General features: G+C 58.0%; 17 protein-coding genes. 7 read left to right on the top strand and 10 right to left on the bottom strand.

All coding sequences use genetic code 11. The features are described from left to right. Positions 1 to 124 precede the first annotated feature (124 nt). The 3 genes from ACN1CO_RS11595 to ACN1CO_RS11585 form a co-directional block, all read right to left on the bottom strand. Positions 125 to 1,294 carry a Gfo/Idh/MocA family protein gene (locus ACN1CO_RS11595; protein ID WP_419139101.1) on the bottom strand — a complete coding sequence of 390 codons (1,170 nt, stop codon included), beginning with the start codon at positions 1,292 to 1,294 and terminating at the stop codon, positions 125 to 127. Between the two features lie 10 nt (positions 1,295 to 1,304). Continuing rightward, the gene (locus ACN1CO_RS11590) at positions 1,305 to 2,222 is read right to left on the bottom strand and encodes a TIM barrel protein (protein WP_419139100.1); all 918 of its coding nucleotides are present in this window, start codon (positions 2,220 to 2,222) and stop codon (positions 1,305 to 1,307) included. A gap of 150 nt (positions 2,223 to 2,372) precedes the next feature. Next, on the bottom strand, positions 2,373 to 3,398 hold the full coding sequence (locus ACN1CO_RS11585) for a LacI family DNA-binding transcriptional regulator (protein WP_419139504.1): 1,026 nt from the start codon (positions 3,396 to 3,398) through the stop codon (positions 2,373 to 2,375). 333 nt (positions 3,399 to 3,731) lie between these two features. Here ACN1CO_RS11585 and ACN1CO_RS11580 point away from each other — a divergent pair, with 333 nt between their 5' ends. From ACN1CO_RS11580 to ACN1CO_RS11565, 4 genes are all read left to right on the top strand, one after another. After that, entirely contained in the window at positions 3,732 to 4,775 is a 1,044-nt protein-coding gene (locus ACN1CO_RS11580) for a Gfo/Idh/MocA family protein (protein ID WP_419139099.1), read from the top strand. An 18-nt stretch (positions 4,776 to 4,793) separates the two neighbouring features. Beyond that, complete coding sequence (locus tag ACN1CO_RS11575; protein ID WP_090963816.1) at positions 4,794 to 5,672, top strand: sugar phosphate isomerase/epimerase family protein; 879 nt, start codon at positions 4,794 to 4,796, stop codon at positions 5,670 to 5,672. A 218-nt stretch (positions 5,673 to 5,890) separates the two neighbouring features. Further along, a complete protein-coding gene (yghU, locus tag ACN1CO_RS11570) occupies positions 5,891 to 6,754 on the top strand; it encodes a glutathione-dependent disulfide-bond oxidoreductase (RefSeq protein WP_419139098.1) in 864 nt (287 codons plus the stop codon). Between the two features lie 10 nt (positions 6,755 to 6,764). Further along, entirely contained in the window at positions 6,765 to 7,058 is a 294-nt protein-coding gene (locus ACN1CO_RS11565; protein WP_419139097.1) for a DUF1330 domain-containing protein, read from the top strand. Between the two features lie 32 nt (positions 7,059 to 7,090). Here ACN1CO_RS11565 and ACN1CO_RS11560 read toward each other — a convergent pair whose 3' ends face one another. Then, positions 7,091 to 8,185 carry a cytochrome D1 domain-containing protein gene (locus ACN1CO_RS11560; protein ID WP_419139096.1) on the bottom strand — a complete coding sequence of 365 codons (1,095 nt, stop codon included), beginning with the start codon at positions 8,183 to 8,185 and terminating at the stop codon, positions 7,091 to 7,093. Between the two features lie 200 nt (positions 8,186 to 8,385). Beyond that, the gene (locus tag ACN1CO_RS11555; RefSeq protein WP_419139095.1) at positions 8,386 to 9,324 is read right to left on the bottom strand and encodes a LysR family transcriptional regulator; all 939 of its coding nucleotides are present in this window, start codon (positions 9,322 to 9,324) and stop codon (positions 8,386 to 8,388) included. A gap of 64 nt (positions 9,325 to 9,388) precedes the next feature. On the opposite strand from ACN1CO_RS11555, the gene ACN1CO_RS11550 reads away from it, so the two are divergent. Continuing rightward, on the top strand, positions 9,389 to 10,459 hold the full coding sequence (locus ACN1CO_RS11550; protein ID WP_279770276.1) for a tartrate dehydrogenase: 1,071 nt from the start codon (positions 9,389 to 9,391) through the stop codon (positions 10,457 to 10,459). 1 nt (position 10,460) lies between these two features. Here ACN1CO_RS11550 and ACN1CO_RS11545 read toward each other — a convergent pair whose 3' ends face one another. The 4 genes from ACN1CO_RS11545 to ACN1CO_RS11530 form a co-directional block, all read right to left on the bottom strand. Beyond that, a complete protein-coding gene (locus ACN1CO_RS11545; protein WP_419139503.1) occupies positions 10,461 to 11,792 on the bottom strand; it encodes a glycoside hydrolase family 28 protein in 1,332 nt (443 codons plus the stop codon). Positions 11,793 to 11,895: 103 nt separating this feature from the next. Further along, complete coding sequence (locus tag ACN1CO_RS11540; protein WP_003855657.1) at positions 11,896 to 12,711, bottom strand: carbohydrate ABC transporter permease; 816 nt, start codon at positions 12,709 to 12,711, stop codon at positions 11,896 to 11,898. After that, positions 12,711 to 13,583: a carbohydrate ABC transporter permease gene (locus ACN1CO_RS11535; protein WP_003855659.1), complete on the bottom strand. Its 873-nt coding sequence runs from the start codon at positions 13,581 to 13,583 to the stop codon at positions 12,711 to 12,713. The genes ACN1CO_RS11540 and ACN1CO_RS11535 overlap by 1 nt, the downstream gene beginning before the upstream one ends. Positions 13,584 to 13,640: 57 nt before the next feature. Further along, positions 13,641 to 14,972, bottom strand: coding sequence for an extracellular solute-binding protein (locus tag ACN1CO_RS11530; protein WP_419139094.1), 1,332 nt, complete (start codon positions 14,970 to 14,972; stop codon positions 13,641 to 13,643). A gap of 550 nt (positions 14,973 to 15,522) precedes the next feature. On the opposite strand from ACN1CO_RS11530, the gene ACN1CO_RS11525 reads away from it, so the two are divergent. Next, positions 15,523 to 16,122: an N-acetyltransferase family protein gene (locus ACN1CO_RS11525; RefSeq protein WP_419139093.1), complete on the top strand. Its 600-nt coding sequence runs from the start codon at positions 15,523 to 15,525 to the stop codon at positions 16,120 to 16,122. Between the two features lie 12 nt (positions 16,123 to 16,134). Beyond that, positions 16,135 to 17,226: an ABC transporter ATP-binding protein gene (locus ACN1CO_RS11520; RefSeq protein WP_419139092.1), complete on the top strand. Its 1,092-nt coding sequence runs from the start codon at positions 16,135 to 16,137 to the stop codon at positions 17,224 to 17,226. A gap of 57 nt (positions 17,227 to 17,283) precedes the next feature. Here ACN1CO_RS11520 and ACN1CO_RS11515 read toward each other — a convergent pair whose 3' ends face one another. Then, positions 17,284 to 18,402, bottom strand: coding sequence for an ROK family transcriptional regulator (locus tag ACN1CO_RS11515; protein WP_033781589.1), 1,119 nt, complete (start codon positions 18,400 to 18,402; stop codon positions 17,284 to 17,286). Positions 18,403 to 18,412: the final 10 nt, after the last annotated feature.

Raw genomic sequence — 18,412 nt, 5'->3', positions numbered from 1 at the left:
CCGATCCGCCTGCTGAGCAGGCTGACCGGACAGGGCTGGCTCTCCTGACCCGAGCCAGCCGGTTTAAGCCCCGGCCACAGAAAATCGCATTTCACAAATCCCCCGATCCCGCTCAGGACGCCGTTCAGCACGCCACCCACACCGCCCCGGCATCCGCTGATTTCACGCACTGCGCTACCCAGCGCACGCCCATTAATCCGGCATGCACATCGGGATACCAGAAATCCTGCAGGAAGGGGGTGTCGCGGCGATCGGTGGCATCCATCGCCAGCGCGAAGCGGCGATAGAGATTCGACCAGGCTTCAAATAACCCTTCGGTGTGGCCTCCGCCGATGCGGTCCTCTTCCAGTGCGCGCGGACTGAGATAGCCCATACCGCGCTCCAGAATACGCACCGGCTCGCCCTGCACTTCGTATCGCAGCTGGTTGGGCTGCTCATCCCACCACTCCAGACTGGCTTTGGATCCGACTACCCGGATCTTCTGCCCGTGCATCGATCCTGCATTCACCGCCGACGCCCAGAGCGTGCCGACTGCGCCGTTGTCATACTCCATCATCACGAAGGCGTTATCCTCCAGCGGCGCACGGGAAGCGACAAAGCTCTGTCGCGAACAGAGCAGGCGCTTCACTTTTAACTGCGGCAGTATCGTTTCGGCGATAAACAGCGGATGCGTCGCCAGGTCGCCTAACACGTAGCTCGGCCCGACAAAGCGCGGATCCACCCGCCAGCGGGTGCTTTCACTCTGTAACTCCACCGCCTCATTATGGAAGCCGTGGGCAAACTGCATGTTCACGATGCGTATCTCACCCAGTGCTCCTTCAGCAATCATCTCTCTGGCCTGATGAACCAGCTGATGCCCGGCATAGCCGTAAGTGACGCCAACAATCTTCTGCTTCTCCCGGCTCAGCTGCTCCAGCTCATCGGCTTCTTCGACCGTAAAACAGAGCGGCTTCTCACACACCACATGCAGCCCGGCATTCAACGCCGCGCGGCAAATGGCGAAATGCGTGTTGTTAGGCGTGGCGATCGACACTGCTTCAATGCCATCTTCTCGCGCCGCTTCCCCGGCGAACAGGCTGGCATAATCGGGGTAACAGCGTTCAGGTGCCACACCCAGCGCCTGTCCAAACTCCCGCCCGCGCGCCGCATCAATATCAAACGCGCCCGCCAGCAGCGTAAAGTTGCCGTCACGCTGTGCCGCCGAGCGATGGATATACCCAATCTGGCTGGTGCCGCCGCCGCCGATCATGCCCCAGCGCAGTGAGCGATTAGCCGCTTTTTTACCGTTAATCATGCTGTTGTCCTCAGAATCCTGTTGATCGGAGATAGTCCAGGCTGGCTTTTACATCCCGCAGACTGGTGTCGGCATGGCGCGGATCACGCTCCTGTTCGATGGTGATCCAGCCCTGATAATGGCGTTCAGTCAGCAGCGTGCGCACCGCCGGATAGTCGATTGCGCCCTGCCCCAGCGGACACATCACGCCCTGCGCGCAGGCAGTGAAAAAGTCGAGTCCGCGAGAGAGTGCGTCGCGCCAGATCGGCTGGTTAACGTCTTTGAAATGGAGGTAATCGATGCGCGACCAGTACTGTTCCAGCGACGCGACCGGATCCATGCCGGCGTAATAGAGATGGCCGGTATCCAGGCATAAACCGGCAACTTCATGCGGAATGTCAGAGACCAGCTGCGCCAGCTCATCGGCAAACTCAATGCACCCGCCCGCATGCGGATGGATTACCGGCCGCACGCCATACTCCTGCCACGCAATCTCACTCAGAAGGGTGATGTGCTGCATCATGCGCTGCCAGTCGTCAGCGGAAAGCCGTGGTGCTTTTTCTGACTGCCCGGCATATTTCGCCCGCTCCGGATTGCCGAAGTCGATGATCACCAGATAAGGCGCGCTGGCTCCGGGCGTTCTGGTGGCGGTCGGCACACTGGCCAGCGTGCGACACAGGTTGTGGGTTAGCGTCACCAGCGTTGGGAAATGCGCCTCACTGACTAAATCATCAAAAATCGTCCCCGCCACCAGCGAAAGCTGATGGGCATTAAGCTCCCGTGTCAGTTCATCGACATCCACTGGCAGATAGCCCCAGGGGCCGAGCTCGATGCTGGGATAGCCAGCCTGGGCGGCCTCGCTCAGGACTTTGTGAAACGGCGGCAGCCAGGGATTAGCGGGATCATCCACGCCCCAGCTACAGGGCGCATTAGCAATATGAAAGGTCATGATATCTGCCTGTGCAGTGAGAACTGCTGGCAGTATCAAATAAAAATTTCATCTCAGGCAACAATGAAAGTTTCATTTTTTGATAGAGATCGCGTTTAAAAATGGCCATTAATGATAGGTTCTTATCAAATAAACGCTAACCTGTTATTTTTACAGGTTTTCACGCGTCACGATTTCAAAGGGTACCGTCACCTGGGCAAAATGGTCGCGCTGCTCTGTTCGGCTGTTGAGACAGGCAGTGATGACCGCCTCAGCCATAGCATCAAGTCGATGGCGCAGCATCAGCGTGATGGTGCCGTCAATCAGCGCCAGATCATCACCCGGGAGCGGACCGTGGCACAGCAGATCGATCTCCCTGCGTCCACTCTCGCGCAGCGCCTGTATTACGCCTTCTATGCCGCCGCAGGGCGCATATATCATCACCAGATCATCATGCGCTTCCAGCAGTTGCCGGGTCGCCTGATAGCCCCCTTCACCCGACTCATAAGTCTTTAACGGTTCCAGTACCCGCTGGCTGATGCCCGACTCGCGCAGGTAGGAGCGGAAACTGATTTCGCTGCTCTCCTGGCAGGTAAAGCGGTGGTCGCCCAGCAGCACTCCGACACATCCCGGCTCACGCAACAGGTGCTGTGCCATCCAGGCCGCAGTGCGCCCCGCTTTCTGATTATCAATGCCGATAAACCCCGCATGCTCACAGGGCGAGAAATCGGAGAACAGCGCGTAGACCCGCACGCCCAGTCGTGACACATCCTGAATCGCATGTCGGATCAGCGGGTGATCCAGCGCCACCAGCGCAATCACATCGCTGCGCTGAGCCAGCTGACGCAGCGAGTGCGCCACCGCCTCAACTTCATGAATGTCATGCCAGCAGAATTCCGGTTCGCTGCCTTCTGGCTGCTGCGCTTTAAGCTGCTGTTTCAGCGCCTCGCCCAGTTGCTGATAAAACGAATAGCGGGCAGGCAGCAGGATAAAGCTCACGCGAAGTGTTGCCGCAGCGAGATTTGGGGCGGCCTGGCTGTGTGCCTGGGTCAGGCGATAACCCAGCTCGCGAGCTGCCGCCAGCACCTTCTGCTCGGTCACACTGCGAACCGGTGCACGGCGGTTCAGCACCCGGTCCACCGTCGCCACACCCACGCCCGCCGCCTGCGCAATGGCGGTCATCGTCACTTTTGACATCATCCTTCTCCCTGTTCTCTGTCGCGTTAGCTAACGGCTACGCCTTTGTGTTCTGTTGTTTCTGATATCAGCACTCTATCGCTTCAGGACCCTTTCCTCTCATTTATTTGATAGAAAATCAGCGCTAATCTTGATCACCCTCGCAAAATGAAACATTCATTTCTTTCCGCATTCTCTTTAAAACGTCCATTTGCTAAAACGGTTAAAAATCCCTCACCGATCGGGTTGATGGGATCACATCATTAAAAGGTTAGAGCGGCGACGGCGGGCTTTCTATAGTGGAGTCCTGAGCAGCAATTGCCTGCACGTACAACACGTACAAAAGGAAAAGATATGTTCCCTTCAACGCTTCCGGCGCCACGCATAACCGATGCCAGCCAGGTTCCGCGACTGCGCTGGGGCATTATCGGGCCGGGCTGGATCGCCGACCATTTTGCCCATGCGCTGCGCCAGCACACACGGCAGCAGATTACTGCGGTAGCCGCTCGTGACCCGGCAAAAGCGCAGGCCTTTGCTGACAAATGGTCAATCAGCTATGCCACAGGCAGTCTCGATGAGTTGCTGGCGCGGGATGACGTTGATGCGGTCTATATCGCCACGCCCCATAACCACCATTTTCCCGATGGGCTACGGGCGATTGCCGCCGGAAAGCATTTGCTGATTGAAAAGCCGCTGGCGCTGAATGCGCAGCAGGCGACAAAGCTTAAACAGGCCGCTGCTGCCGCGAACCTGCTCTGTATGGAGGCGATGTGGTGCAACTTTGCGCCGAAGTATGACGTCATCCGTCAGCTTCTGGCGGATGGTGTACTCGGTGACGTCCACACCCTGATTGCCGATCACGGTGAGTTTTTCACCCCGGATCATCGCATCTTTAATGCCGATCTGGCGGGCGGTCCGATGCTCGACCTCGGCAGTTATCTGGTGGCGCTGAGTGTGTTTGTTGGCGGCGGTGCGCCTGACACGATCGTCGCCCGTGGTCAGCCCGTACCGGATGGCCGCGTTAACGGTCAGACATCGATGCTGTTTACCCATCAGCACGGCATGCAGTCAGTACTGAATACCACCCTGTTCAGCAACACACCGGGCGGCGCAGTGATCGCCGGTCGCGCCGCCACCCTGGAGCTGGCGGGTCAGTTCTATGCGCCCGGTGACTTCACGCTGACCTCAAGTGACCGGCGTCACCGCCTGCAATGGCAGGAACCCACTAACCGCTATGAGCAGCTCTGTCATGAGATTAACCACTTCGCCTGGTGTATCGGCCAGAGTCTGATCGATTCGCCTGTCCATTCACTTGACCAGGCGATTATCACCCTGGCCGCGATGGACAACGTCAGGCAGCAGACTGGCGTGACCTTCAATGAAGAACAGCAACCTTAATGTGCCCGGAGCAGAAAGATGAAAATCGCTTTTGATGTGGATGTGATTAAAGACTTAGGCATCACCCGTATGGTTCATCAGGTGGCCGACTGGGGATACAAATATATCGAACAGTCGCCGCATCCGCAGATCAACCCGTTTTATAAACATCCTAAAGCCAGCCGTGAAATCATCACCGAATACAAGAACGCGTTAAGCGCTACCGGGCTGGAGATCTCCTCGTTTATCGTGGTTTATCGCTGGTCCGGCCCGGATGAGCTGCGCCGTCAGGCGGCAGTGAAGAACTGGAAGCGGATGATTGAGATTGCGGTTGAGATGGGTGTGCAGGTGATTAACACCGAACTTTCCGGCACACCTAACGAACCGGAAATCTGTGAAGAAATGTTCTATCGCTCGATGGAAGAACTGCTGCCGATCATCGAACGGGAAGGCATCCGCGTCGAAATCCAGGCGCATCCGTGGGATTTCTGCGAAGAGAACAACGAAACCGTGGATATCGTGAAGTCGTTCCGTAGCGATAACGTGAAGTATATCTACAGCGCGCCTCATACCTTCTTCTATGACAAAGGCAAAGGCGATGTGAAGCCGATGCTGGAGTATGCCGGTGACGATCTGTCACACATGCTGATCGCTGATACCATGAACCATACAAAGCACTGCCGCTATATCGTTAACCCGCCAGGCGTCGATGCCACCATTCACCAGCATGTCGGTGTGGGCGAAGGCGAAGTGGACTTCGACACCCTGTTCAAAACGCTGCGCGACACCGGTTTTGCTACCCGCACCCATAAAGTCGGTGGTGATCCGATTATCGCTGCGTCCCTGTTTGGCTATCCGGAAAAAATGAAGGTTCAGGCGATTGAAACCCGCGAGCTGATTGAGCGCGAACTGCTGTAAACCTGCCTGCCGTGCAGTCATTGCTGACTGCACGGTCATCTCTGCTCAGGACAACGAACACCCCGCCTGACACACTTTTATTCACTTTTCTCCGACACCGCTGCCCGCCTGACTTCGACCCGTTTTAGCACGCCCCTGCGCAGCCAGCAGAGTTAAACCGCCTTCGCAGCACCTGCTACACTCCAGACCAATACCACACCATAAGGCGAACTTTCATTATGTCGGAAAATGCATATCAGCCCGCAAAAGTCTGGACCTGGGACCCTGAAGCCAAAGGTAACGGCGCTAAAACTAATCGTCCGTTCGCTGGTCCCACCCATGAAAAAGCGTTGCCGGTCGGCAAACACCCTTTACAGCTCTATTCACTCGGCACGCCTAACGGCCAGAAAGTCACCATCCTGCTGGAAGAGCTGCTGGCGCTGAACGTCAACGATGCGGAATATGATGCCTGGCTGATCCGTATCGGCGAAGGCGATCAGTTCTCCAGCGGTTTTGTCGATGTGAACCCGAACTCGAAAATTCCGGCCCTGAGCGACCACTCAGCAACGCCACCGATTCGGGTATTTGAATCGGGCAACATCCTGCTCTATCTGGCAGAAAAATATGGCTACTTCCTGCCGAAAGATATCGCTGGCCGCACTGAAACACTGAACTGGCTGTTCTGGCTGCAGGGCTCTGCGCCTTACCTCGGCGGCGGTTTCGGTCATTTCTATCACTACGCGCCAGAAAAAATTGAGTACGCCATTAACCGCTTCACGCTGGAAGCGAAGCGTCAGTTCGACGTGCTGGATCGTCGTCTGGCCGATAACCGCTATCTGGCCGGCGATGACTACACCATCGCTGACATCGCCACCTGGCCGTGGTACGGCAACATGGTGCTGAATGACCAGTATGGCGGTGCCGAATTCCTGGATGTGCAGTCCTATAAAAATGTGGTGCGCTGGGCGAAAGAGATCGCACAGCGTCCTGCCGTTATTCGTGGCCGCAAGGTCAACCGTGTCATGGGCGACCCGGCCGATCAGCTGCATGAGCGTCATGATGCTGCTGACTTCGATACCGAAACCCAGGATAAAAAAGCTTAAGGAGAGACCTGTGAGTGCATACGTTGTATTTATTCGTGATAACACCCTGAACCAGGACGAAATGGCGATCTACGCCGAGAAAGCGGGCCAGGCGCGCGGCGATCATCAGATCAATCCTCTCGCCTTTTATGGCGAACTGGAAACGCTGGAAGGTCAGGAAGCAGAAGGTGTGGTGATTCTGGAGTTCGCGAGCCGCGAAGCCGCACACGCCTGGTATGACAGCCCGGAATATCAGGCTGCCAAAGCGCACCGTCTGAAAGGCGCGAACTATCGCGCGGTGCTGGTAGAGGGCGTGGCTAAGTAAGCATTCAAAGGCGGCAGCGATGCCGCCTTTTTTTATTGCAGCGTGATACGCGCTACACCATCCAGAAGCTGATGGCTGTGGTCGTCACTGAAGCCCTGCTTCAGCGTAACGTACAGTGTCTGCCCGTCCGGCGCGACCAGCAGGCTCTCTGGATGCCCCTCAAACGACCAGCTGTTTTTCACTTCATACGTTGTGCCATCCAGCTGCAGCACCTTCTTCGACTCGCGCTGGCTGATATAAATCTCATTGCGCTTGCCGTTAAACTTAATTCCCATCGAATCAGCAGGATCCAGACGCTGAATCACCTTGCCGCTGCGCTCATCAAACACCAAAGTGTTTTTCGTTTTTGCGTTATCCGTAACAAACAGGCGGCCCGTCGCCGGATCTTCCGCCATGTTCAGGAACTGAGCGTCCTGCCCGTCACCTGCCGTCAGGCGCTGCTCGATTTTGTGGTTGCGCGGATTAATCACCAGGATTTCACCGCTGCCGTTCGCGGCATAAATCCGGTCGCTGACCGGCGAGAAGATAATGCCTGTCACCCCCTTCCCGGCATTTTTAATCCGGGCTTTCAGCGTCATGGTTTTCGCATCAACCACCCAGATCATACCCGGTTCGCCCGCGCCGCCGACATAGAGCAGCCCGTCATGCAGAAAGATCTCACGCGTGCCCACCGGCAAGCCGCTCTCGTTTTTATCGTCGAACATCAGGCGCTTCAGCACCTTGCCGTTATCCGGATCGATCTTCGAGATGCCGCCATCCTGCGAATTGGTGGTGTAAAGCGCGCTGCCGTCCGGATCGCTGACCAGACCGACGTTTTTCAGGTCGAAATGCCCCGCCCCGGTGCTCTGCAGCGTGGTGCCATCAAGACGGTAGATCATCCCGCCGCTGATATCCTTACCCTCCGGCGCACTGGCAACATAGAGCGCGTTTCTGGCGGGCAGATACGCCATCTCAAACAACCCTTCACCCAGCTCGCGCTGAATCAGGTTATCCGGGCTGGAGGGCTGCATCACCATCGGCGCACTGCCATCCACTTTTGTGGCAGGTGTCTGGCACGCCGTCAGGCTGAAGGTGGTGACCATCGCCAGTGCAAGTGCCGCTTTACGCGGGCGAAACAACGCTTTCATACTTAACTCCCCTATCGACCTGCTCTCCCGGCTGGCCGCAACGCAAAGGGCAGGCAGGGAAGAAAATGAATGAGAATCATACGCATCAGAAAAATGGCTGTAAACGCAGCGGCACGCCGAAGCCACCGAATCAGCTTAATGCGGTATGTTAATTGTCCACAGGCGCATTCTCACGCCCGCCATACATTTTAAAAGCATGATTAATCAACCGATTGCAGGTTACTCTGCAGAAACGCCACAAACGCGGTAATGCGCGCCGGAAGCTGGCGCTGCGCCTGCCAGACTGCAAAGATATCGCCATCGGGGGCCTGCCAGTCGGGGAGCACCGGCAGCAGTTCGCCTGTCGCCAGGCTGTGCTGCGCGTCCCACCACGAACGCAGCAGAATGCCATGCCCATCCATTGCCAGCCGCATCGCCACTTCGCCATCGTTGGTGATCAGGCTGCCGCGCACTTTCTGGCTGATGCTCTGTTCGCCGCTGGTCAGCCGCCACAGCGTAAAATCGCTGTCGTGCTGACGCAGTAAAATGCAGTTGTGCTGCGCCAGATCGCGCACCGTAGCGGGCAGACCGTGACGGGCAGCATAGGCGGGTGAGCAGCAGAGAATACGTGGGTTGGTACGCAGTTTGCGCGCCACCAGTCGCGAGTCGGGCGGTTCGCCAACGCGGATATCAATATCCATGTGTGCATCAAGAAAATTAAGCGGCTGGCTGCTGAGCTGCAGCGAGAGCGAGAGTTCCGGATGCAGCGCGGCAAAGGCCGAAACACAGGGCGCGATATGGCGACGGCCAAAACCAAATGAGGCGTTGATGTTCAGCGTGCCGCGCAGCTGAGCCGTTTCACCGCTGACCGCCTCTTCCAGCGCCGTCAGCTGATCCAGCAATGGACGCGCGCCCGCCAGATAACGGCGGCCTTCCGGCGTCAGCTCCAGCCGTCGCGTGGTGCGGCGCAGCAGTTGCACGCCAAGACGCTGCTCCAGCAGGCTCAGACGTTTGCTAACCGCCGCCAGCGACAGTCCCAGTTCGCGCGCCGCCGCAGTCAGACTATCCAGCGCGGCCAGGCGAACAAAGAACGCTAAGTCATCGGTGGAAGTGCGGGATTCTCTACTTTGATTCAACAATGGATTGCCTTTCAGGCTCATTATTTCCCCGGAATCGACAGTTATACTGCGTACACAATTCGAACATCAACCGGAAAGGTGCCCTGTGACTGACAAAATCCATCGTATTGCCGTGATCCCTGGCGACGGCATCGGTAAAGAAGTGATGCCGGAAGGCGTCCGTGTGATGAATGCAGCCGCAGAGAAATTTAACATCCCGCTGCGCTGGGAGTGGTTCGATTACGCCAGCGCCGACTACTGGCAGCAGCATGGCAAGATGTTGCCTGATGACTGGTTCCCGCAGCTGAAAGCCTTTGATGCGATCTACTTTGGTGCGGTCGGCTGGCCCGATGTGGTGCCCGACCACGTTTCGCTGTGGGGCTCGTTGCTGCAGTTCCGCCGGGAGTTCGATCAATACGTCAATCTGCGCCCGGTGCGGCTGATGCCTGGCGTCAAAGCGCCGCTGGCGAACCGTCAGCCCGGCGATATCGACTTCTATGTGGTGCGCGAAAACACCGAGGGTGAATACTCCAGCGTCGGCGGCACCATGTTCCCTGGCACCGACCGTGAAGTAGTGATTCAGGAGACGGTGATGACACGCACCGGCGTCGATCGCATCCTGAAGTTTGCTTATCAGCTGGCGCAGAGCCGGCCGAAGAAACACCTGACCTCCGCCACCAAATCCAATGGCATCGCTATCACCATGCCTTACTGGGACAGCCGCGTCGAAGCGATGTCCGGCCAGTTCCCGGAGGTTCGCGTCGATAAGTATCATATCGATATTCTCACCGCCAACTTCGTGCTGCACCCGGACTGGTTTGATGTGGTGGTCGCCAGCAACCTGTTTGGCGATATTCTTTCCGATCTCGGCCCGGCCTGTACCGGCACCATCGGCATTGCGCCTTCCGCCAATATCAATCCGGAAGGTCTTTTCCCCAGCCTGTTTGAGCCGGTTCACGGTTCTGCACCGGATATCGCGGGCAAAGGCGTCGCCAACCCTATCGGACAGATCTGGTGCGGGGCGATGATGCTGGAGCACCTCGGTTACAAAGCGGCGGGTGATGCGGTGTTAGAGGCGATTGAACGCACGCTGGCGGCGGGACAGCACCTGACGCGCGATCTCGGCGGCAGCGCCAGCACCGAACAGCTCGGTGCGGCCATCGCCGCCGCACTGTAAATCAATCCGGCAACTGCACCACGCACTCCGGGTGCCAGCCTGGCGGTAACGGCTCCGGCCTGTTGATGACCAGGCTGTGCAGTTGCAGGTTCTCTACCCCGCGCGCAAACAGTCCTGGCAGCCCGCCGGGATAGCGCTCTACGCCAAAGGCTTCGCCGGTTTTTGGGTCAAGTTTGTAGGCGTTATCCAGCCCCATGCCGGTCGGGGAATCCGGGTTACAGGGTGGCCGGACGTCGTAGTGTCCCTGTGCAACCTGCGACACGGTCTGCCGCATCTGAAGCTGGCTGATGACCACATCGCGTATCCAGCCCTGTTCTGCCGCATGCAGGTTAATCGCCCCTTCCGCCACGCCCGTCATGTTGCTGAACTGCACCTGCTCTACGATGCCAGGCGTGATGGCGGGATCGCGGCGGCGCACCGAAATATGCAGCGGATCGGCTTTGCCCCAGTGACAGGGCGGCGCGTGGTGACAGGCAAAGGTCAGGTTACTGAACAGCAGGCGTCGCATCGCGCCGCCGTCACGCGACAGAATGCCAATACCCCGGTTGGAATCAAAAATGGTGCAGCCGGTTACCGTCACATCTTCCACATCATCCCAGGTTTCAGTGCCGATTTTAAAGGCGCAGCTGTAGCTGCGCAGCAGACAGTTGGTGATCATAATCTGCCGCGCCGGTCGCCGCAGCGCAGCCGGTTTGTGAGTGGTTTTAATGCAGATAGCGTCATCGGCGGCGCTGAGGTAGCTGTTGCTGACAAACACCGCTTCGCAGCCGTCGATATCCAGCGCATCGGTATTCGGCATAGTCATAGCGTTGTCGATGGCGAGATGGTCGATATGCACATGGCGACAGCTCACCAGATGCACCGTCCACATCGGCGCCTGCACGATGGTAAAGGCGGTCAGCGTCACCTGCTCGCAATCTTCAAACACAATAATGCGCGGCCGGTCAGGGCGCGGCAGGCGATAACCTTGCTCATCGCGCTCAGCGGCAAACCAGGCTTCACCCTCGCCATCAATACGGCCGGTGCCGCTGATAGTGATATTGCGCTGGCCCAGCGCATAGAGCAGCACATTGTGAGACTTCTCAGCACAGCTGAGTGCCTGCACCGCCTGGTAGTCCGCCAGCCGCGAACTGGCGATTAGCACTGCACCTGCTTCAAGGTGCAGTTCAAAATCAGAGGGCAGATTCAGGCAGCCGCTGCGATAACGCCCGGCAGGCAGCGTCAGACGACCCCCTCCTGCCGCCGCAATCTGATCCATGGCGCGTTGCAGTACGGCCGTGTCCGGGGTTTCGCCATCGGCGACAGGGTGAAAATCAGCAAGGGAAAGGTGCATCATGCGTCTCCCGCAGGATTGAGGAGGAGGAATTGCAGCACGACACGGCGCGGGAAACCTTTGTCTGGTCGCCAGTACGCCGTTTCGTGCGGGATATCACAAATTACTTCACGGCCCCTTCGGTGACGCCGCTGATAAACTTGCGCTGGAAAATCAGGAACACCACGATCAGCGGCATAATCACAATCATCGCGCCTGCCATCAGCACCGGAATGTCGATGGTGTTTTTGTTCTGGAAAAACATCATGCCAATCGGCAGCGTGCGCAGCTCATCCTTGTTGACCAGAATCAGCGGGATCAGGAACTCGTTCCAGGTCCAGATAAACAGCAGCAGCCCCAGCGTCGACAGCGTCGGCCAGATAGCCGGCACCAGAATGCCCCACAGAATTTTGACCCGCGACGCCCCATCCATCACCGCTGCTTCTACCAGCTCTTTCGGCACCTGCTGAAACGCGCTGGCGATCATCAGCGTGGTAAAGGGCAGCGACAGGGCGATTTGCGGCAGGATCAGCGCCAGGTAAGTGTTGGTCAGCCCCATCCAGCGTAACTCGTGATAGAGCGGAATGATAAAGGCTTCACTCGGCAGCACCATCCCCAGCGCCAGCATCGCCCCGATGACTTTCTTACCGGGGATCTTCAGCCAGGCGAAACCGAATCCGGCCAGAATGCCGAGCAGCACGCTGAACAGCACCACCGGAATCACCACCAGCACTGAGTTGAGAAAGTAGACGTTGAAGTGTCCCTGCTGCCAGGCGGTCACGTAGTTTTTGAAATTCAGCGAGGCGGGCAGCGTGAAGATGCCCTGAAACAGCTCCATCTGAGTTTTAAACGAGGTCATCAGCGCCATCAGAAATGGCAGAATCGTCATCAGCGCCACGATCCAGATCAGCGCGCGTGAAATCACCGGCGTGCTTCGCATCAGTAACGCTCCTTTAAGGCCAGATGGATCAGGTAGTTAATCCCTAAAACAATGATCATGCTGAACACCGCGACCGACGAAGCGTAGCCAAAGTAGTGCAGGTCAAAGCCCTGCTTATACATAAAGATATTGGTGACCATGGTCGACGTGCCCGGCCCGCCCTGCGTCATCACATAGACCAGGTCGAAGGCTTTCAGGCTGGCGATCACCGTCAGCAGCAGGGCAATCCGCAGCTCGGGCCGCAGGCCAGGCAGCGTGATGCGCATAAACTTCTGGCGACGCGATGAGCCATCCAGATCGGCGGCTTCCAGCAATGAAGGATCCATGCGCTGCAGGCCCGCCATAAACAGCACCAGACAGAAGCCGAAGAAGTACCAGGTGGCGACCAGACCGACAGCGGGCAGCGCCCAGGTGAAATCACCCAGCCAGGAGAGCGCCAGCTGGGGCAAGCCGATCGCGCGTAATATCTGATCGATGGGGCCAAACGCCGGGTTATAGAGCCAGCGCCACACCACGCCCAGCACCGCCATTGGCATGATGTAGGGCAGGAAGAAAAGAATGCGCAGTACACTGCGTTCGTTGTTGTTGCGCGTGTCATACAGAAAGCTGCAGAGCAGCAGGCCGACGCCAATCGGCAACAGGGTATAGAACAACATCAGGATGGCGTTATTGCCCAGCGCAATCCAGAACACCGGATCGCTGAACATCCGCATATAGTTGCTGATGCCACTAAACACCGGCAGCGAGGTGCCGTCCCATTCGGTAAAACTGATGCCCAGCGAGGCCAGCAGCGGGAACAGCAGAAACACCGCATAGACCAGCACCGCAGGCAGAACATAGAGAAAATTACGCCAGCTGCTTAAATTCAACATAACCCTACTCGTGGTTCAGAACGATGCTCAGGCCCGGCTGTTCGCCGGGCCTCCGGCTTAATGCTTCAGGGTTTTCAGGTAACGCTGATAGTTGTTATCAAAATTCACCACCATCTGATCGGGGGTCTGACGCCCCGCCAGCAGCAGCTGGACGTTCTGATTCAGTTCGGCATTCATTGTCGGTGTCGCCCAGTCCACGTAGTGACCTAAACCGTCATAGTCATTGAGCGTCAGCCAGACCTGATACGCTTCCGCCAGCAGCGGATTGTCCGCTGGCATTTTGGCCGCCTTGTTGGTGCTGGCCGGCAGGAAGCCCACTTTCAGCCAGCGGTTCGCCATGGCATCAGAGACCATATAGTTGATGAACTTCGCCGCGCCCTCCTGCTGATCTTTACCTTTCGCAGTGCTGGTAACCGAGAACGCCAGATCGGTTCCGCCCACCATCAGCGGCTGCTTCACACCATCACCGGCAGGCATCGCAGCGAAGTGAATATCTTTGTTGTCTTTAAACTGGCCGAGATACCAGGTGCCGCTGACGAGGAACGCGGCCTGGCCGTTCTGGAACAGTGTCGCCGCATCGTCGTGACCAATGCCCTGGAAGCCAGGGAAGAAGTACCCTTTGTCTGTCCAGCTCTTCATCATGGTGGCGGCGTTGACCAGCTTGCTGTCTTTGAAGGTGCCGCCCACATCGTAAATCAGATTATCCAGCGTCTTGCGGTCGTGGCTCTCAATCTGCGCCTGCCACAGGGTGCTGAGCAGCTGCTGGCCCATATTGCCATCCAGCAGGCCGAGCATCATCGGCGCAGTGCCCTGCTGTTTCAGCTTCGCCATCGCACTCTCCAGCTCGGCCAGGGTTTTCGGCACCGCAATGCCCGCTTTATCCAGCACCGCTTTGTTGTAATAAAGCCCGACCATCTCACCCAGGCTGGCGACGCCGTAGAGCTTGCCACTGCCAAACTCGCCGCTGTCTGACCAGCGGTTACGTTTCAGAATCGAATCCGGGAAGCGGGTCGTCCAGCCATAGCTGGCGGCATAACTGTCGAGCGGCAGCAGCAGCTTATCTTTGACCAGCGAGCCCATATCGCCGCCGCCCTGGTTGACCTGCGCGATCTGCGGGCCATCACCGGCGGTCAGTGCCAGCTTCAGCGGAATACGGGTATCTTCAAAGGAGTGAACCGAGCGGTTAATCACGATGCCGGGATTCTGCTGTGAGAACTCTTTAATCCCTTCATCCACCGCAGCAGTCTGCTCCGGGTAGTTGTAGATATCCCACTCATTCAGAGTGACGGCGGCGTGGGCGGCATGAGAGACGCTGCCCGCCAGCAGGCCCGCGGCCAGCAGCCGACCCACATTGCGAATTCGGAACGAACGAACGGAGGAAACAGACATTATGCTCACCTTCTTCAGACCAGGGTCGGCATCCTTTCATCTCACCGCCTGACATCCTGCAGGCTGCAGCCGCACACAATCGCACTCACTCATACTTACTTTAATAGAAAAATAAAGTCAAACAGCCTGCAGTGGGAATTGCAACGCTGTGAGCACGCGCAAATAAACAACGATATGACGCGAAATTCAGCACACCACACTGGCTTTTACGCCATTAACCGTGGCGGCGCGTCGCCAGCCGCTTTTTCTTCAGCAAGAGATACCAGCCTGATAATCGCAAAATAACATCCTGATAAAACATATGAAAATCCTATCACGCTCACACTTTTCTCTTTTGAGCGGTCGTGAATCTGCCGCCAGCCGCCCTGTTCCGGGCGTGTTGGCGATCACAGTTGTGCATCCCGATGCCGGTAAACGTTGCCGAACCGCCTGCGTTAGTGCGATAAGGTAATTATTCTATCTTGAAAACTAAGTCCACTTTCATTAACGTAACTTTCACCTGCGGATCTGTTCAATCACTGACCGGTTCCCTCACTCACGAGAACTCACCATGGCGAATCAAGGTGTCATTCGTCCGGCCACGCCGGCGGACTATCCGGCGCTCTACCGCATCTGCCTGGAAACAGCCGATGCGGGCGGCGATGCCCGCGCGCTCTACTCAGATCCTGACTATCCCGGCCAGCGTTTTGCCGTGCCCTATGCGCGCTTCGCGCCTGACTTTGCTTTTGTGCTGGAGCGGGACGGTGAGGTGCAGGGTTATGTGGTTGCAACGCCCGATACCCGCGCGTTTGAAGCACAGCTTCAGGCCGAATGGTGGCCTCAGCTGCAGGAGAAGTATCGCGATCGCAGCGCCAGCGCCCCACTCGATAGCAAAGTGCTCGACGCAATACGACATCCCGATCAGGCGGCTGAGACTCTGGTGACGCAGTGGCCCGCTCACCTGCACATCAACCTGCTGCCGGCGGCACAGAAAGGCGGCTGGGGTCGCCGGATGATTGAGCATGAACTGGCGGCGCTGCGGGCGGCGGGCGTCAGCGGTGTTCATCTTGGCGTGAGCCTGCAGAACGAGCAGGTCTGTGCCTTCTATGCGCGCATGGGGTTTACCCCAATCGTGCGCAGCAATGCCATCTACATGGGCCAGTTACTCTGAGTGAGGTAGCCGATGACCAGCCTGCGCTTGCAGAATGTGAAGAAGTCGTATGAACACGTTAATGTCATTCATGGCATCGATCTGACCATCAACAGCGGCGAATTTGTGGTGTTTGTCGGGCCATCCGGCTGCGGTAAATCGACGCTGCTGCGGATGATCGCCGGGCTGGAGGAGATCAGCAGCGGGCAGTTGCTGATTGAGGAGCAGGACATGACGCAGCAGCCCGCCACCGAGCGCGGCATTGCTATGGTGTTTCAGTCTTATGCGCTCTACCCCAACATGACGGTGCGCGGTAACCTGGCCTATCCGCTGGAGGTGATGAAAAAGTCCAAAGCGGAGATCAACGAGGCGATTGCCCAGACGGCCGCCCGCCTGCATCTCACCGAACTGCTCGATCGCCTGCCGCGTGCGCTCTCTGGCGGACAGCGGCAGCGCGTGGCGATTGGCCGGGCGATTATCCGTCATCCGCGTATCTTCCTGTTCGATGAGCCGCTCTCTAACCTCGATGCCGAGCTGCGTCTGCAGATGCGGATTGAGATTGCCCGGCTGCACGCCTCGCTCGGCAACACCATGATCTATGTCACCCACGATCAGCTGGAGGCGATGACCCTGGCTGACCGCATTGTGGTGCTGCGTCAGGGCCGCATTGAGCAGGTCGGCGCACCGCTGACGCTCTACCACGACCCGGATAACCTGTTTGTCGCCGGTTTTATCGGCTCACCAAAAATGAACTTCCTGCGGGCGGAGATCAGCGCCATCGGCGAGGGTGAAGTGCAACTGCGGGTGCCGGAACTGAAGATTGAGGGTCTGGTACTGAAAATCGCCGCCGACTGCCGCGAGGGGCAAACCGTGACGCTGGGCATTCGTCCTGAGCATTTCCAGCCTGCCGCGCAGACGCCGGACGCACAGCGCTTTCACGGCGAGCTGGCTTATGGCGAGATGCTGGGCCACACCAACTATCTCTATCTGGATATCGGACGTGAACAGATGCTGGTCGTGGAAGAGCGCGAGGCGACTACGCGCGATCTGGGCACGCAGGTTGAACTGGGCTTTTCTGCCGCGCACTGCCTGCTGTTTGATGAGCAGGGAATGCGCCTGCGCTAAGGGAAATGGAGAAACAAAAACGGGCGCCGCGGCGCCCATTTTTATTCGAGGGTTAACTCAGGTGACCGGCTCTTCATCGGCCTGCGCCGCCAGCAGATCAAGCAGCCGGTTGACGGCAAAACCCGCCGCGCCCAGCGCCCACATCCGGTTCGACTCCGTCAGGAACTGCAGTGGCGTCATGTGTGGCGTCAGTTTAAGCCGGTAGGCCTGGAAGCTCTGGGTGATGTGATCGAGCAAAATGCGTGACGCCATGTGCGGCTCCATCGCCAGATAAACCACATCCGGATCGTAGGCCACCGACAGGTTCGCCAGCGAAATTCCCAGCTCGCGCCCGGCTTCCTGCAGCACCGCCAGCACCTCGGGTGTTGGCCGCTGATCCAGCGCCTGCAACGTGAGGCCTTCTACCGGTTCCTGCTCAGCCAGCCGCTGCAGAATCGCGCGCGATGAGGCGACATCCTCCAGCAGACGCAGCGAGCCATCGCCCACCAGCCCGTTGCCGATCTCGCCCGCCTTGCCGTGACGACCACGATAGAGCTGACGATTCAGGATGATGCCCGCGCCGATCCCTTTGCCGTAGGTGGCGATCACCGCCGACTGGGCGTTGCCGAGCTGACCAAACACCAGCGCCGCCATTGCCATGGCATTGGCGTCATTCTCGATAAACACCGGCAGCGAGAAACGCTCTTCCAGCAGACGCGCAATCGGGACGTTATCCCAGTCGAGCACTTTGGAGCGGATGCAGTAGCCATTTTCGGCATCGACCAGACCCGACAGCGCCAGGCCAATCGCACCGACCCGCTTCTCCTCTACGCCGCGCAGGAACTTCGCCAGCGCATCGCCCAGCTGGCGCGGTGTCAGCGTGCCTTTCGGCATCTGCTGTTCGCCCAGCAGGTTGCCGCTGAGATCGGTCATGACGATCAGGTTACGTTCTGCATTGAGCTGAATGCCAATCACGCTGGCGCGATCGGGATTGAGGCCCAGCAGAGTTTTTGGCCGCCCCATCGACACGCGACGCAGCCCCAGCTCCTGCACAATCTCCTGCGCCAGCAGGCGGTTAGTAGCCTGAGACACGGTCGACATGCTCAGTCCGCTGCGGACTTTCAGGTCTGACTGGCTGATCGGCGCATTTTCAACAATCAACCGCAGAATGCGCGCGGTTACGTTGGGAGCGGTCATAAGTTCCTCG

It is taken from the genome of Pantoea sp. R13S299, assembly GCF_048515925.1.
GTDB lineage: Bacteria > Pseudomonadota > Gammaproteobacteria > Enterobacterales > Enterobacteriaceae > Pantoea.
Note: the sequence above shows the minus strand (reverse complement) of the source record. Positions and strands in the feature narration are given on the sequence as shown.

What these genes read in the sequence shown, in the direction of transcription:
- ACN1CO_RS11545 (WP_419139503.1), bottom strand. Translation starts at nt 11,792, where the DNA reads ATGCACCTTTCCCTTGCTGATTTTCACCCTGTCGCCGATGGCGAAACC.
- ACN1CO_RS11535 (WP_003855659.1), bottom strand. Translation starts at nt 13,583, where the DNA reads ATGTTGAATTTAAGCAGCTGGCGTAATTTTCTCTATGTTCTGCCTGCG.
- ACN1CO_RS11560 (WP_419139096.1), bottom strand. Translation starts at nt 8,185, where the DNA reads ATGAAAGCGTTGTTTCGCCCGCGTAAAGCGGCACTTGCACTGGCGATG.
- ACN1CO_RS11555 (WP_419139095.1), bottom strand. Translation starts at nt 9,324, where the DNA reads ATGAGCCTGAAAGGCAATCCATTGTTGAATCAAAGTAGAGAATCCCGC.
- ACN1CO_RS11590 (WP_419139100.1), bottom strand. Translation starts at nt 2,222, where the DNA reads ATGACCTTTCATATTGCTAATGCGCCCTGTAGCTGGGGCGTGGATGAT.
- ACN1CO_RS11540 (WP_003855657.1), bottom strand. Translation starts at nt 12,711, where the DNA reads ATGCGAAGCACGCCGGTGATTTCACGCGCGCTGATCTGGATCGTGGCG.
- ACN1CO_RS11580 (WP_419139099.1), top strand. Translation starts at nt 3,732, where the DNA reads ATGTTCCCTTCAACGCTTCCGGCGCCACGCATAACCGATGCCAGCCAG.
- ACN1CO_RS11595 (WP_419139101.1), bottom strand. Translation starts at nt 1,294, where the DNA reads ATGATTAACGGTAAAAAAGCGGCTAATCGCTCACTGCGCTGGGGCATG.
- ACN1CO_RS11515 (WP_033781589.1), bottom strand. Translation starts at nt 18,402, where the DNA reads ATGACCGCTCCCAACGTAACCGCGCGCATTCTGCGGTTGATTGTTGAA.
- ACN1CO_RS11525 (WP_419139093.1), top strand. Translation starts at nt 15,523, where the DNA reads ATGGCGAATCAAGGTGTCATTCGTCCGGCCACGCCGGCGGACTATCCG.
- ACN1CO_RS11585 (WP_419139504.1), bottom strand. Translation starts at nt 3,398, where the DNA reads ATGTCAAAAGTGACGATGACCGCCATTGCGCAGGCGGCGGGCGTGGGT.
- ACN1CO_RS11520 (WP_419139092.1), top strand. Translation starts at nt 16,135, where the DNA reads ATGACCAGCCTGCGCTTGCAGAATGTGAAGAAGTCGTATGAACACGTT.
- yghU (WP_419139098.1), top strand. Translation starts at nt 5,891, where the DNA reads ATGTCGGAAAATGCATATCAGCCCGCAAAAGTCTGGACCTGGGACCCT.
- ACN1CO_RS11575 (WP_090963816.1), top strand. Translation starts at nt 4,794, where the DNA reads ATGAAAATCGCTTTTGATGTGGATGTGATTAAAGACTTAGGCATCACC.
- ACN1CO_RS11530 (WP_419139094.1), bottom strand. Translation starts at nt 14,972, where the DNA reads ATGTCTGTTTCCTCCGTTCGTTCGTTCCGAATTCGCAATGTGGGTCGG.